At 45.3% G+C, this 13,324-nt stretch carries 12 protein-coding genes; all 12 read right to left on the bottom strand.

Annotation, left to right across the window (positions count from 1 at the left end):
* Nucleotide 1: 1 nt before the first annotated feature.
* A complete protein-coding gene (flgC, locus tag AB1L17_RS00765; protein WP_412843147.1) occupies nucleotides 2-460 on the bottom strand; it encodes a flagellar basal body rod protein FlgC in 459 nt (152 codons plus the stop codon).
* A 2-nt stretch (nucleotides 461-462) separates the two neighbouring features.
* Nucleotides 463-873 (bottom strand): flagellar basal body rod protein FlgB, encoded by a 411-nt coding sequence (gene flgB / locus AB1L17_RS00760; protein ID WP_412843148.1) that lies wholly within the window; start codon nucleotides 871-873, stop codon nucleotides 463-465.
* Between the two features lie 372 nt (nucleotides 874-1,245).
* The gene (codY, locus tag AB1L17_RS00755) at nucleotides 1,246-2,025 is read right to left on the bottom strand and encodes a GTP-sensing pleiotropic transcriptional regulator CodY (protein ID WP_412843149.1); all 780 of its coding nucleotides are present in this window, start codon (nucleotides 2,023-2,025) and stop codon (nucleotides 1,246-1,248) included.
* A 41-nt stretch (nucleotides 2,026-2,066) separates the two neighbouring features.
* On the bottom strand, nucleotides 2,067-3,464 hold the full coding sequence (gene hslU / locus AB1L17_RS00750; protein ID WP_412843150.1) for an ATP-dependent protease ATPase subunit HslU: 1,398 nt from the start codon (nucleotides 3,462-3,464) through the stop codon (nucleotides 2,067-2,069).
* A 20-nt stretch (nucleotides 3,465-3,484) separates the two neighbouring features.
* Nucleotides 3,485-4,027 carry an ATP-dependent protease subunit HslV gene (hslV, locus tag AB1L17_RS00745; RefSeq protein WP_412843151.1) on the bottom strand — a complete coding sequence of 181 codons (543 nt, stop codon included), beginning with the start codon at nucleotides 4,025-4,027 and terminating at the stop codon, nucleotides 3,485-3,487.
* A gap of 15 nt (nucleotides 4,028-4,042) precedes the next feature.
* Nucleotides 4,043-4,984, bottom strand: a complete 942-nt coding sequence (gene xerC / locus AB1L17_RS00740) for a tyrosine recombinase XerC (protein WP_412843152.1) — start codon at nucleotides 4,982-4,984, stop codon at nucleotides 4,043-4,045.
* 61 nt (nucleotides 4,985-5,045) lie between these two features.
* Nucleotides 5,046-6,359: an FADH(2)-oxidizing methylenetetrahydrofolate--tRNA-(uracil(54)-C(5))-methyltransferase TrmFO gene (trmFO, locus tag AB1L17_RS00735; protein ID WP_412843153.1), complete on the bottom strand. Its 1,314-nt coding sequence runs from the start codon at nucleotides 6,357-6,359 to the stop codon at nucleotides 5,046-5,048.
* Between the two features lie 39 nt (nucleotides 6,360-6,398).
* The gene (topA, locus tag AB1L17_RS00730) at nucleotides 6,399-8,477 is read right to left on the bottom strand and encodes a type I DNA topoisomerase (protein ID WP_412843154.1); all 2,079 of its coding nucleotides are present in this window, start codon (nucleotides 8,475-8,477) and stop codon (nucleotides 6,399-6,401) included.
* Between the two features lie 107 nt (nucleotides 8,478-8,584).
* Complete coding sequence (gene dprA, locus AB1L17_RS00725) at nucleotides 8,585-9,703, bottom strand: DNA-processing protein DprA (protein ID WP_412843155.1); 1,119 nt, start codon at nucleotides 9,701-9,703, stop codon at nucleotides 8,585-8,587.
* A gap of 134 nt (nucleotides 9,704-9,837) precedes the next feature.
* Nucleotides 9,838-10,740: a succinate--CoA ligase subunit alpha gene (gene sucD / locus AB1L17_RS00720; protein ID WP_015891769.1), complete on the bottom strand. Its 903-nt coding sequence runs from the start codon at nucleotides 10,738-10,740 to the stop codon at nucleotides 9,838-9,840.
* 153 nt (nucleotides 10,741-10,893) lie between these two features.
* Complete coding sequence (gene sucC, locus AB1L17_RS00715; RefSeq protein ID WP_412843156.1) at nucleotides 10,894-12,054, bottom strand: ADP-forming succinate--CoA ligase subunit beta; 1,161 nt, start codon at nucleotides 12,052-12,054, stop codon at nucleotides 10,894-10,896.
* A 186-nt stretch (nucleotides 12,055-12,240) separates the two neighbouring features.
* Nucleotides 12,241-13,296, bottom strand: coding sequence for a hypothetical protein (locus tag AB1L17_RS00710; RefSeq protein WP_412843157.1), 1,056 nt, complete (start codon nucleotides 13,294-13,296; stop codon nucleotides 12,241-12,243).
* Nucleotides 13,297-13,324 lie beyond the last annotated feature (28 nt).

Here is a 13,324-nt window from a genome sequence, read left to right as displayed (position 1 = left end):
TTTACTTGATTTCCAATGCTTTTAGCATCATCGATTTGGCAGCATTTAATGCTGTTACGTTTGCTTCATACGATCTGGAAGCGGAGATCATGTCCACCATTTCTTTCATCGGATCTACATTCGGCATCAAGAGGTACCCGTCTTGATCAGCGTCCGGGTGCGATGGATCGTATACACGCTTGAATGGAGTATTGTCTTCCTGAATTGCTGTTACTCTCACACCTTGTCCACCCTGACTACCAGAAACCGTTCCCACTGCTGCTTGCAGAAAGTTATCAAACGATTGATTGGTTCGTGGCGATAGCTCCACCATTTTCCGACGGTATGGCTGCCATGCACCGTCTACGAAGCTCGCACGAGTTGTTTCCGCGTTCGCAATATTCGATGCAATAGTATCCAGTCGCAATCGGTTAGCTGTTAAGGCAGAAGCACTTGTGTTAATCCCTTGAAACAAGCTCATCCTTATTTACCTCCACCTTCAATGACGCTGCGTAGTTTTTGGAAATGTCCGGCCGTTAGTTGCGTCAGTCCGCCATACCAGATTTGATTTTTGGCCAGCTCGGTCGTTTCTGTTTCCAAGTCCACATCATTTCCATTGTTTTGTACGAAGTTATTCGGATTGGACCCAACCTGTGGTACTGCTACTCCCCCAGTACTTCCAAACGGGAGATGTCGTTGGTTAGTCCGATACGCTTCTAACTTGCCACCCGCTCTTGCGTTCAACTCATCTTGCAAAAAGCTCTCAAAGATGACCTGTTGACTTTTGAATTGAGGGGTGTCTATGTTGGCAAGGTTGTTTGCGATTGTTCTATGTCGCAATGTCGCAGCATCCAGTGATCTTTCCAGAACCTGCAGATTGTAACTATCCAGCATTTTTCCTTCTCCCCCAATATGAGTCAATTCTTTTCCCTAAAACCACCTATATTTCCTGTATTTTCGACACCTTAATACGATTCAATCATAGCAAAATCAAATTGGACAAAAAAGCCCCTTTTCATGACGTTTTTCAAAATGATTCAATGGCACTAAATCCCTGATCTTTCCTGTTTTTTTACTGCATTTTACAAGGAATCCATATTCAAACCATCGCCGATCTCGGGTCAATTATTAAATTTCAATATATAATATATGGTAATAATGTGTCGTTTTTTGTAATAATCAGGACTATAGTCCTATGAAAAAAGGTGCAGCAACATGAGTTGCTACACCTTTTGTTTACTTTTGTGTAACTTTCAGCCAGGTATCTTACGAGGTTTTGAGCTTCTCCAGCTCAGGCAACAGCTTTTCATTCAATACTTTAATGAAGGTACCCTTCATCCCCAAGGAACGGGATTCAATAACACCCGCACTCTCCAGCTTACGCAGTGCGTTAACGATTACAGAACGAGTAATTCCTACGCGGTCCGCGATTTTGGAGGCAACGAGCAAGCCTTCTTTGCCCTCGAGCTCTTCGAAAATATGTTCAACTGCTTCCAGCTCGCTATAGGAGAGGGAACCAATCGCCATTTGTACAACTGCTTTGCTACGAGCTTCTTCTTCGATTGCTTCAGAACGCTCACGCAGGATTTCCATACCTACTACCGTAGCGCCTACTTCTGCAAGAATCAAATCGTCATCGACAAATTGATCGTTAATGCGACCCAAAATCAGTGTACCCAGACGATCTCCTCCACCCATGATTGGAACAAGCGTTGTCCAACCTGTGCGGAATACTTCTTTCATTTCGACTGGGAAGATTGTGTATGGGCTCTCTACATCCAGGTTAGCAGATGTTTCATCTACTTTCAGAAGTCCCATGCTGTATTCTTCTGGGAAACGGCGCTCTTCCAGCATTTTTTGCATACGGCTGTTATCCATTTCTTGGTGAATCGCGTAGCCAAGAAGTTTTCCTTTACGGCTTACAACATAGGTATTTGCTTCAATAACGTCACTCAAAACCTGCGACATTTCATTGAAGTTCACGGCATGACCCGCGGATTTTTGCAACATGCGGTTAATTCTTCTTGTTTTCGACAGTAGATCCATCTGTATTTCCTCCTAATGTATATGTGCTACCTATCCAATGATTATAAAATATATTGACTCAAGTCTTTGTTCCCCACGATATTGCCTAATTTCTGTCGGACATAATCAGGGGTAATCTGTACAACTTCCAGGTGGATTTCTGGGGCTTCAAAAGAGAGATCCTCCAGTAGCTTCTCCAGTATGGTGTGCAATCGTCTAGCACCGATGTTATCTGTGCTCTGATTGACCTCAGCGGCGAGACGCGCGAGTTCTTGGATGGCTTCCGGTGTAAAATCAACCTGCACACCTTCCGTTTCCAGAAGAGCTACATACTGCTTAAGCAAGGCGTTTTTTGGCTCTGTCAATATTCGGACAAAATCTTCAACGCGCAAGCTAGTCAATTCTACCCGAATCGGAAAACGTCCTTGCAATTCCGGAATCAAATCCGATGGTTTTGCCATGTGAAAAGCACCCGCTGCGATAAACAAAACATAATCTGTTTTGACAGGACCGTACTTGGTCATGATCGTTGAGCCTTCCACAATCGGTAGAATATCACGCTGGACTCCTTCACGGGATACATCCGGGCCACGCCCATCCTTACCCGCAATCTTGTCAATTTCGTCGATAAAGATGATTCCGTGTTGTTCTGCTCGACGGATCGACTCCTGCGTCACTTCGTCCATATCCACCAGTTTTTGCGCTTCCTGCTGAATTAATACCTTTCGCGCATCTTTTATTCGCAATTTTCGTTTCTTCATCCGCTTAGGCATCAGGCTACCGAGCATATCTTGCATTTGCATCCCCATTTGTTCTGTACCCGGAACCTGGAACATGTCAAACATCGAAGGTGATTGATCTTCTACTTCTATCTCAATCATCTGCTCTTCTAACTGGCCATTTGTCAATTGCCACATTACCTGTCTCTTCTGCTGCTGGATCGATACTTCTTCTTGATCAGAGGTATCCTGCTGCTGTTGCTGCTGACCACCGAAAAACATCTCCAGCGGATTTTTAAACGAATTTGATTGCTTACGTGATGGGACGAGTACGTTCACAATCGCTTCATTCGCAAGTTTTTCGGCTTTTTCCTTTACCGAGTCTACTTTTTCCTGTTTGACAGTACGAATCGAAGCTTCCACCAGATCACGAACCATCGATTCCACATCTCGTCCTACATAACCGACTTCCGTAAACTTCGTTGCTTCTACCTTAATAAAGGGAGCACCTGTTAATTTGGCAATTCGGCGAGCTATCTCCGTTTTTCCAACACCAGTAGGTCCGATCATCAAGATATTTTTGGGAACAACCTCTTCAATCATTTGTTCTGGCAAACGACTGCGACGATAGCGGTTGCGAAGCGCTACAGCGATGGCTTTCTTGGCTTGTGCCTGCCCGACAATGTATTTGTCCAAATGCTCAACGATCTTACGCGGGGTTAATTGCTCAAGATTCAGCACAGTAGGGTCCTCCCTTTCGCTCAATTCAACTCATCCACAACAAGATTGTTGTTTGTGAACACGCAGATTTCAGCAGCGGTCCGAAGTGATGCTTCCGCAATTTCACGTGCGCTGAGATGTGGCGCATATGTTTTCAATGCACGACCAGCTGCAAGAGCAAAGCTACCGCCAGAACCAATTGCAAGTATTCCATCATCAGGCTCGATGATTTCGCCGTTTCCGGAAATAAGCAGCAAATGCTCCTTGTTAGCAACAATCATCATGGCTTCCAAGCGACGCAGTATTTTATCCATGCGCCACTCCTTCGCTAGCTCTACAGCTGCACGCTGCAGATTGCCGTGATACTCTTCAAGCTTTCCTTCAAATTTCTCGAAAAGTGTAATCGCATCAGCGACAGAGCCAGCGAACCCTGCCAAAACTTCACCTCGATAAAGACGTCTTACTTTTTTCGCACCATGCTTCATTACCATGCTGTTGCCAAAAGTAACCTGACCATCTCCGGCCATCGCTACGGACCCATTGTGCTGTACAGCAAAAATGGTTGTTGCGTGAAACTGTTCCATCACTGATTCCTCCCGTTATGTCCGATTGGCGGAACCTGTATTGCTCGGGTTTGCTCGTGGGTGTGCGGTGTCATATACATGCCGAAGTCGCTCTTTGGTTACGTGCGTGTACACCTGTGTCGTCGAAACATTGACGTGTCCCAATAATTCTTGCACGGTACGCAGATCAGCGCCTCCGTTCAGCATATGGGTCGCAAACGTATGACGAAAGGTATGAGGTGAAACCCGCAAGTGAAGAGCGTACGTATCTACGTATTTGTCTACAATCCGCCGAACACTGCGGTCGGATAACGGTTCTCCCCGATAGTTAACCAGCAAATTGCCGTGATCTACTTTTCCAGCCAACAGTTTTTCTCTTCCATACTCTAGGTATTGCCGAAGAACGTCGCAGGCATAACTTCCAACCGGCACATATCGTTCTTTCGCTCCTTTTCCATAAACCAAGGCGACTCCCATGCTCGGATTCACATCATCTACAGATAAAGTGGTAAGCTCCGTAACACGCATGCCGCTAGCGTATAACAGTTCAAAAATCAGCCGATCACGAATTCCTAATGGAGTGGTTGTATCAGGCAGATCGAAAAAAGCTTGAACCTCTTGCGGATATAAAAAGGAAGGAAGTTTCTTCTCCATTTTTGGAGTGGAGACTAGTTGGAATGGGTTATGTTCCAGTTGACCTTCACGCAACAGAAATCGGTACAAGCTTCGCAAACTAGAAAGCTTGCGGGCAATACTTCGCCGGGAAAGCCCCCTGCCAGCCAATTGCGCGAGAAAGGAGCGACCATGCAAATAAGAAACAGCAGCAAATACGGTGATTTGGTGCTGTTCCATAAAGGAGACAAATTCGCTGATATCTGCCACATACTGCTTCACCGTATGAGGAGAGGCGTTTTTTTCAACTCGCAAATAGCGGGTAAACATCTCAATATCCGCAGAATTTTGTTGCGAAATGTCCATACCGGATGCACCCTCCTCGAAGCACCTATATAGTAACACAGACGAAAATCGGATATCAATGTTAATTGTGTCGTTCTTGTGTAAAATTCTGAATTGTATCTAGCGCCCGCTCAGCCAGCTTTTCATTTTTCGCACGCTTGTCTCGGATTCTTTCAGGCCATTCTGGTACCAACCCGAAGTTTGCGTTCATTGGTTGAAAATGCTTTGGATCTGCTGTTGTAATATAACGAGCCATACTTCCCATGATTGTCTCAGGCGGAAGCACGATCAATTCTTCTCCTTTTGCGAGTCGTGCTGCATTCATCCCCGCAAGCAAACCAGAAGCCGCTGACTCTACATATCCTTCTACGCCAGTCATTTGACCAGCAAAGAAAAGTGTTTCCCGATCTTTATACTGATACGTAGGCTTCAATAGTTTTGGCGAGTTGATAAAGGTGTTGCGGTGCATGACGCCATAACGAACGATTTCGCAGTTTTCCAACCCAGGAATGAGTGAAAAGACTCTTTTTTGATCCGGCCATTTCAGATGGGTCTGGAAGCCCACGATGTTATACAATGTCGCAGCACTATTGTCCTGACGAAGTTGTACAACCGCATAAGACTTTTTGCCTGTACGTGGGTCGACCAGACCTACTGGCTTCATCGGACCAAATGTCATGGTCTTGTGCCCACGCTTCGCCAATACTTCAATTGGCATGCAGCCTTCGAAGAAGATTTCCTTCTCAAATTCCTTCAGAGGAACTGTTTCTGCCGAGATCAACGCATCGTAAAAGCGATTGAACTCCTCTTCCGTCATCGGGCAATTCAAGTAAGCTGCTTCACCTTTATCGTACCTGGAAGCAACGAATACCTTGTTCATATCAATCGAATCTTTTTCGATGATAGGTGCCGCGGCATCATAGAAGTACAGGTACTCTTCACCGGTCAGTTCTTTCAACTGCGTAGACAGAGCCGGGGAAGTAAGTGGTCCGGTTGCAATCACCACAATCCCTTCAGGAATTTCAGTAATCTCCTCAGAGATGACCTCTACCAGCGGATGATTACGAACGGCATCTGTGACATAAGCTGCAAACTCGTGTCTGTCCACAGCAAGCGCGCCTCCAGCTGGAACCGCGCAACGATCTGCCGCATGAATAATAACTGAGTCCAGTCGACGCATTTCTTCTTTTAATACACCTACTGCATTTGTCAACGTGTTAGCACGCAATGAGTTACTGCATACCAACTCTGCGAATTTATCGGTATGGTGCGCAGGAGTTTGTGTTTTAGGTCTCATTTCATACAGCTTTACTTTTACGCCTGCTTGCGCGATTTGCCAGGCTGCCTCACTACCAGCTAGGCCAGCGCCCACTACTGTAATGGTTGGTTGTGACATGCTGTTAATCCTCCAAACTACAAAATCGAATCAGGCTGCTTAGGAGTCTGCTTCTTCTTGATAATCACACTTGGTGCAAACAATACTAACTCCTTGCTTCTTGCGCTTTTTCTCCACTAGCATGCTCGAGCATTTTGGACAAGGTCTGGCAATCGGTTTGTCCCACGAAACAAAATCGCATTCCGGATATTGATTGCAACCGTAAAAAATACGGCTCTTCTTAGATTTACGTTCGATAATCTCTCCGGTTTCACATTGTGGGCATTTTACTCCCGTTTCTTTTACAATCGGCTTGGTATTACGGCATTCTGGGAACCCAGAACAAGCTAAAAACTTACCGAAGCGGCCAAGCTTGTAAATCATCACGCGACCGCAAAGCTCACATGATTCATCCGATTCTTCGACTTTGAGCTCTACTTCTTTCATTTCTTCTTCTGCAACAGCTAAGCGCTTTGCAAAATCTTGATAAAAATCGTCAATGACTTGCACCCAATTGGTATTTCCAGCTTCGATGTTGTCCAAGCCTGATTCCATATGTGCTGTGAATTCTACATTGAGAATCTCGGGGAAGAACTCCTCCGTGAGCGTAATCACAATCTCGCCCAACTCAGTCGGTACAAATCGCTTTTCCTCTAACGCTACATAGCCTCGCTTTTGAATGGTCTCTAATGTAGGAGCATAGGTAGACGGTCGTCCAATTCCCATCTCCTCCATTGTTTTAAGCATGCGCGCTTCGGAGAATCGCGGTGGTGGCTGTGTAAAGTGCTGACTCGGCTCGATTTCTTTTTGTTCAAGGATTTGTCCTTCTTCAATGGGCGGAAGGAAGCTTTCTTCTTCTGCCCCGTCATCGCTTCCTTCAATATATACTTTCATAAATCCAGGGAACTTCACTTTTGAGCCCGTAGCTCGAAAAGTAACACCACCTGCATCAATATCTACGCTCATGGTATCAAGAATGGCGGATGACATTTGGCTGGCGAGGAAACGCTCCCAGATTAATCGATACAGGCGAAGCTGATCTCGTGACAAGAAATCTTTGATTTCATCAGGGGTACGCATTACACCAGTTGGACGAATTGCTTCGTGGGCATCTTGTGCATTTTCATTTTTCCCCTGATTACGCGGTTCGGTTAACACAAAATCAGGGCCGAATTTTTCAAGTATGTATTCTTTCGCTTCGTTCCGAGCCGTTTCAGACAGACGTGTAGAATCTGTACGCATATAGGTAATCAAACCTACTGCTCCTTCTTTATTCCCAACGTCAATCCCCTCGTACAGTTCTTGAGCAATTCGCATCGTCTTGGAAGTACGGAAGTTCAGCTTGCGCGCTGCCTCTTGCTGTAATGAACTTGTGATAAAAGGTGGTGAAGGATTACGCTTGCGCTCACGCTTCGTTACCTTTTGTACCACATATGGCTTATCCTTCATTCGTTTCAACACTGCGGCTACATCTTCTTCTGAATGAAGCTCGACTTTCTCATCACCGTAACCGTAAAACTTTGCGTTAATTTCTTTGCCTTTGCTGATCAGGGTGCTTGCAATTGTCCAGTACTCTTCCGGAACAAACTCTTGAATCTCACGTTCACGATCCATGATGAGCTTTACCGCAACCGATTGAACACGTCCTGCACTCAAGCCTTTGCGAACCTTTTTCCATAAAATCGGGCTGATATTGTAGCCTACAAGTCGGTCAAGAATGCGACGCGCTTGTTGGGCATTTACCAAGTCCATGTTTATGTGTCGCGGATGCTTGAACGCTTCTTTAATGGCATCTTTGGTGATCTCATTAAATACTACGCGAAGTGGCTGAGTTAAATCGAGCCCCAAGTATTGCGCCAAATGCCAAGCAATTGCCTCCCCTTCGCGATCCGGGTCGGCTGCGAGATATACTTTTTTTACTTTTTTAGCGGCATCTTTTAACCCCTTCAATACATCCCCTTTGCCGCGAATGGTTATGTATTTGGGTTCAAAATTATTCGTAACGTCTACACCCATTTGGCTTTTCGGCAAATCGCGTACATGCCCGATAGACGCTTTCACGATATATTTACTACCCAGGTATTTTCCGATGGTTTTGGCCTTCGTAGGGGATTCTACGATTACTAGCGTATCAGCCATTTTTTTCCTCCCCTTTTAGTAAGGAATCTTCCCTATTATTAAATATGCTCATCCGGTTTGTCAAACACTTGTACGTCTACAGCATTGCTATGAAGCTAATGGATATGCTAGCGCCGTGCAAAATAACCGCCAGGAAGTGCCACGATAGCCCCTTTTGCTTCCAGACGAATCACGACCTGATGCAGCATTCTGCGTTGGTCTTTATCCAAACTGCTCATTAGCTCATCCATATGTATGCCATCATACGTTACTGCCTCCACGATTGCTTTTTCTTCATTAGATAAGGGAACAACATTCGATTCGTTGCTATTTACAACAGGCTGCATTTGCTTTGTTACTGGAAGATGCTGATTGATTTCCTCCAAAATATCTCTGCTGCTTGTTACTAGCTTTGCACCTTGTTTGATCAAGTTATGCGGACCTGTGCTCATCAATGAAAAAATTGGTCCAGGAATCGCAAAAACTTCTTTTCCTTGCTCAAGAGCGCAGTCTGCTGTAATCAAGGATCCGCTTTTTTCTGCCGCTTCAACAACTAATACGCCGATAGCCAGCCCACTTATGATTCGATTTCGTTCTGGAAACAATCCAGCTATAGGTGGAATATGGGGAGGATATTCACTGAGGAGTAGGCCAAAAGATTCAATTTCGCGATAAAGTTCTCGATGTCGAGAAGGATAAACATAGTTCATTCCGCAGCCGAGTACGCCTATTGTCTTTCCGCCTGCTTTCAATGTGGCTTGATGGGCTTCCGCATCAATTCCATACGCTACTCCTGAAACAATGACAAGTCCTGCTTGCACGAGCTCGCGAACAAAGAAGGTACAACTCGCTCTTCCGTAAGATGTTGGCTTGCGCGATCCGACAACACCAATCGACAAGTTCTCCAACAAAGTATGATCTCCACGATAAAACAAGGTTAGTGGCGGATCGGGGATATTACGCAACGAAGCAGGATAACCCTCATCGAACGGACATAAAAAGCGAGTTCGTTCCGATTCACGCTTTTCCAATAGCGCGATCGCTGAGCCTTCATTGGTTTGCTTTTCAACTTGTTGTATGAGCATTGACGTCAATCTTAACTCATGAGCTAACTCACCCCAATTGTCAATCGCGAACTGAAAGGAACCTGCGATTTCAAAGAGTTCGCGTATTTTCTTCCTCCCTAATCCCGATATCATCGTCAGCACATACAACCAGTCTCTCTCGTCGAGCTTCGCCTTTCCCATTTGGAATGCCTCCTTCATATCGATCACGAATTGTCGCATTGGACGGTTTTGAAAGCTATTCTACCGAAAGAAAGAGCATGTCTTCAAAATAAAAAAGTGGACAAGCCTAAGGCTGTCCACTTCTGTCTTAACTCTTACTTGCCCATTACTTTCTCGAGCATACCGCGCTCTTTCAGCAATTCAACAAGTGTTTCACCGATAACTGCAGGTGTTTTCGCTACGCGAATACCGCATTCTTCCAGCTTCGCGATTTTCTCAGCAGCTGTACCTTTACCACCGGAGATGATCGCACCAGCGTGGCCCATGCGTTTTCCTTCAGGAGCAGTTTGTCCCCCGATGAAGCCTACAACTGGTTTTTTCATGTTAGCAGCGATCCACTCTGCTGCTTCTTCTTCCGCAGTACCACCGATTTCACCCAGCATGATAACTGCTTCAGTGTCTGGATCTTCGTTGAACATTTTCAGTACGTCGATGAACTCCATACCTTTTACTGGGTCTCCACCGATACCTACAGCTGTGGATTGACCAAGGCCGCGAGTAGAAGTTTGGTGAACCGCTTCATAAGTCAAGGTACCAGAGCGGGAAACGATACCTACTTTACCTGGAACGTGGATGTAACCAGGCATGATACCGATTTTGCACTCACCTGGAGTGATAACGCCAGGGCAGTTAGGACCTACGAGAAGGGTTTTCTTGCCTTCCATGTAGCGCTTAACTTTTACCATGTCCAGAACCGGGATACCTTCAGTGATGCAGATTACCAGATCCAGTTCAGCGTCAACCGCTTCCATGATTGCGTCAGCAGCGAAAGGAGGAGCTACGTAGATAACGGATGCAGTTGCACCTGTTGCTTCTACTGCTTCTTTTACTGTGTTGAAAATTGGAATACCGTCAACTTCGGTACCACCTTTACCAGGTGTTACACCGCCCACCATTTGTGTACCGTATTCAACGGCTCCGCGAGTGTGGAACAGACCAGTTGCACCCGTAATCCCTTGCGTAATTACTTTTGTATTTTTATTAACGAGAATACTCATCGCGTAATTTTCCCACCTTTTTTAACGTGTAGGAATTTATAAGCTCAGCTTATAAATTTCCGGAGCGCATGAAAACTTTCCGAAGAGTCGCGGTCGCTCAGCACTGAGTTTACATCGATATATGTTTTCTTAACGTATCTACTTCGCTTGTTCTTACTTCACCAAGGATACGATTTTCTCAGCGCCATCAGCCATAGATTCTGCAGCTACGATGTTCAAACCGGACTCATTGAGGATTTTCTTACCCAATTCTACGTTTGTACCTTCGAGACGTACTACGAGAGGTTTGTCCAATTTGATTTGTTTTGCTGCATTCACTACGCCGTTTGCGATAACGTCGCATTTCATGATGCCGCCGAAAATGTTGACGAAAATACCTTTAACTTTCTCGTCACGGAGAATAATTTTGAACGCTTCAGTTACTTTCTCTTCAGTAGCTCCGCCACCAACGTCAAGGAAGTTAGCAGGATCTCCACCGTAGAATTTCACGATGTCCATTGTTGCCATCGCCAGACCTGCACCGTTTACCATGCAACCGATGTTACCATCGAGTGCGATGTAGGACAGATCGAACTTGGAAGCTTCGATTTCCTTCTCATCTTCTTCATCCAGATCGCGCAGAGCTACGATGTCAGGGTGACGATAGAGAGCGTTGCTGTCGAAGTTCAGCTTCGCATCGAGTGCCATTACTTCACCGTCGCCAGTAACAACCAGTGGGTTGATTTCAGCGATAGAAGCATCTTTATCAACAAAAGCTTGGTACAAGCTCATCATGAACTTAGCAGCTTTGTTAATCAATTCTTTTGGAATGTTGATCGCATAAGCCAGGCGACGAGCTTGGAAGCCGTTCAGACCTGTAACTGGATCAACTACTTCTTTGAAGATTTTTTCTGGATTGTTTGCTGCTACTTCCTCGATGTCCATACCGCCCTCTTCAGAAGCCATCATTACAACGCTTCCAGTTGCGCGGTCAACTACTACACCTACGTAGTATTCTTTCTTGATGTCGCAGCCTTGCTCGATCAGAAGACGCTTAACTTCTTTACCTTCTGGTCCTGTTTGATGAGTAACCAGTACTTTACCAAGAATTTCGCTGGCATATGTACGAACTTCATCAAGATTTTTTGCAACTTTTACACCGCCAGCCTTACCACGGCCACCAGCGTGAATTTGCGCTTTTACTACGTTTACTTGGGTGCCCAGTTCTTTCGCTGCTTCAACAGCTTCTTCCACTGTGAAAGCTACGCGACCTTCAGGAACTTTTACACCGTACTGCTTAAGTATCTCTTTACCTTGATACTCATGAATGTTCATTCTCCATCCTCCTATGGCAGATAAAGATCGGCAGGCTTTTAGACCGGTTCAAAGACATCTGCCTTTTTCCGGTCGAAACCTCCACTATCAGTGCAACGTAACTATTCTACGACAAAAACTGCAAAAGTGGTAGTAATATGTTCTCTTTATCGTGACCATAAGCGTGAAACTTCATGAGGAAATCCCTCATTTTCGTAGAGATTGAAACAATTTCCACTCATTTTCCGCTAGTTCATCATGAATATACCAAGTTTGATCGTATTTAAAATAGTTTGGATAAATCTCAATGATCTGCTCTGTATCATTTACCAAAAAATGAAGTTCGAATTGTTTTGAGCCAGGTGCTTTCGGTGACCCTTGCAACGGATCTGCATTTTTTAGCAAACGGACAGATTGATGGGCGATTCCTTGTTCGATGGTCGTTTGTGTGACGTCCATTTCTGTATTTTGGACTGGCATTTCACCATTTGCTGCGATGCGAATATGCGTTGTTTTAAATAACTGTCCGATCGCGTCCTCATTGTTATTGCTCGGCGGTAGCCATTCCGTTAACTGTGAAAAAAGGCTGCCATCTACGTGAAAATAATAGGTTTCTCTTCCATATGGAACAGCGATTAATGTTGGTGTCAAAATGGCCACTTCAAGCGGTTTGTCTGCAGAATTCATTTTCATCCGGTAATTCGGGTAGAGTGGATACTGCTTCTTGCCGCTTTCCCCCTCCGGAACTGCCGATCCCAATACTTTCCTGATGTTTTCGGTTTCTATTTCGCTCAACACGCGAGCCTGACCAAGGTCTTCTGCAGCTAATCGTACGCTATTAATTTTTTGTGAGAGCACTCCTTTGCCAGTTAACTTGTTAACCCATTGATAAAAATAACTGGCACCCGCACCGCGATACGTATGTCCTCCAAATTCACTCGCCAGCTCTCCCACTGTCACGACAAGTGGAGCCTGCTGTTTTCTGTACAGGACAAGCGTAAAACGTACGTCTTCTTGCCTTAAAGGTTCGGATGATATTTGCAAATCTTGTCCCTGTCCAGATAGTTCTTGCATAAACGAACGCAAGTCCAGCAAAACTTCCTGCCCATCCGTAGACATGACGGTTACTTTTTCAACCGCTCCAAGCTCTGTCTCGATATGATCTTTCATGTCGTCAGACACCTTGCCTGACTGTGCACAGCCAGTGACGAACAAGCTACTAACCATCATAACCAGCAAACAAGTACGCAAAGACGATATCACGCAGTAACCCTCCTCGTGTATTCCTGTA

Source organism: Brevibacillus jepli, assembly GCF_047229145.1.
Taxonomy (GTDB): Bacteria; Bacillota; Bacilli; order Brevibacillales; family Brevibacillaceae; genus Brevibacillus.
This window is presented reverse-complemented; position numbering and strand designations above follow the sequence as displayed.

Excerpts from the sequence above, each read along its gene's own strand:
- flgB (WP_412843148.1), bottom strand. The coding sequence starts at position 873 with ATGCTGGATAGTTACAATCTGCAGGTTCTGGAAAGATCACTGGATGCT.
- flgC (WP_412843147.1), bottom strand. The coding sequence starts at position 460 with ATGAGCTTGTTTCAAGGGATTAACACAAGTGCTTCTGCCTTAACAGCT.
- dprA (WP_412843155.1), bottom strand. The coding sequence starts at position 9,703 with ATGGGAAAGGCGAAGCTCGACGAGAGAGACTGGTTGTATGTGCTGACG.
- sucC (WP_412843156.1), bottom strand. The coding sequence starts at position 12,054 with ATGAACATTCATGAGTATCAAGGTAAAGAGATACTTAAGCAGTACGGT.
- trmFO (WP_412843153.1), bottom strand. The coding sequence starts at position 6,359 with ATGTCACAACCAACCATTACAGTAGTGGGCGCTGGCCTAGCTGGTAGT.
- xerC (WP_412843152.1), bottom strand. The coding sequence starts at position 4,984 with ATGGACATTTCGCAACAAAATTCTGCGGATATTGAGATGTTTACCCGC.
- topA (WP_412843154.1), bottom strand. The coding sequence starts at position 8,477 with ATGGCTGATACGCTAGTAATCGTAGAATCCCCTACGAAGGCCAAAACC.
- sucD (WP_015891769.1), bottom strand. The coding sequence starts at position 10,740 with ATGAGTATTCTCGTTAATAAAAATACAAAAGTAATTACGCAAGGGATT.
- hslV (WP_412843151.1), bottom strand. The coding sequence starts at position 4,027 with ATGGAACAGTTTCACGCAACAACCATTTTTGCTGTACAGCACAATGGG.
- codY (WP_412843149.1), bottom strand. The coding sequence starts at position 2,025 with ATGGATCTACTGTCGAAAACAAGAAGAATTAACCGCATGTTGCAAAAA.